This window comes from Streptomyces sp. NRRL WC-3549 (assembly GCF_000721935.1).
Taxonomy (GTDB): Bacteria; Actinomycetota; Actinomycetes; order Streptomycetales; family Streptomycetaceae; genus Streptomyces.
In genome coordinates, this window is the sequence record NZ_KL585462.1 from 28,492 (window position 1) to 29,391 (window position 900).

The following is a 900-nucleotide window of genomic DNA, read 5'->3' on the forward strand; positions in this document are numbered from 1 at the left end:
CCCCGTGGTGGGCGCGGGCGATGCCGGTGGCGGGCTCGGCGCCCAGCCGCTCCCCGACCAGCAGCACACCGCGGGCGGCGGCGGCCCGTCCCTCGGCGGGCCGGGCGGTCCACACCGGCCGGTGCACGACCACCGCGGTCGGCTTGGCCTCGCGGTAGCTCAGGCCCTCGAACCGGACCCGTACCGCACCGGTGTCGTCGCAGAGCATCACCTCGCAGCGGTCGGTTCCGGTCTCCCTGACGTACGACCAGCCGGTCGTGGGGACGGCCCCGAACACCTCGACGCGGTCGGCCGCGAACGGCATCATCGGCCGGGCGTGTTCGCCCCGGCGGCGGACCAGGAGGGCGGCGACGGTGTGCAGGGCCGCGTCCAGGACGCCCGGGTGCAGGGCGTGCGCCGGACCGTCGCCGGTGGGACCGCCGATCCGGCCGAGCACCTCGTCCCGGCCGGTCCACACCTGCCGGACGCGGCGGAAGAACGGCCCGTACCGCAGTCCCTGCCCGGCCAGCGCCCGGTAGAAGGCGTTTTCATCCGGGCCCTCGTCGAGGCGGTCCCGCAACGCGGTGACGTCGAGGGGGGCGGGCGCGGCCGGGGCGGCGGCGAGGCGGCCGACGGAGCGTACGGCGTCGTCGGCTCCGCGAATCTCGTACCGGTCGCCGTCGAAGGCCACCGCCACCGTCTCCTCGGCCCCGCTCAGGGCCAGCGGGACGACCCACCTGACGTCCAGGCAGGCACGCCCGGCCAGTCCCCCGCTCGCCTCGGCGACCAGGTCCAGGTGGCCGACTCCGGGCAGGACGGGCTGCCCGTCGACCACGTGGTCGCGCAGCACCGGTTCGGTGGCGGCGATCAGGCGCTGCCACCGGCGGGGGCCCGGCGAGGGGGCCGGGGCGGGGGCGGGCG

1 protein-coding gene is annotated in these 900 nt (G+C 77.9%); it reads right to left on the reverse strand.

What is annotated here, in order from left to right; all coding sequences use genetic code 11:
• Positions 1-900 (reverse strand): polyketide synthase dehydratase domain-containing protein (locus IH13_RS39485; RefSeq protein ID WP_031091385.1); only part of this gene is annotated, 900 nt, incomplete at both ends.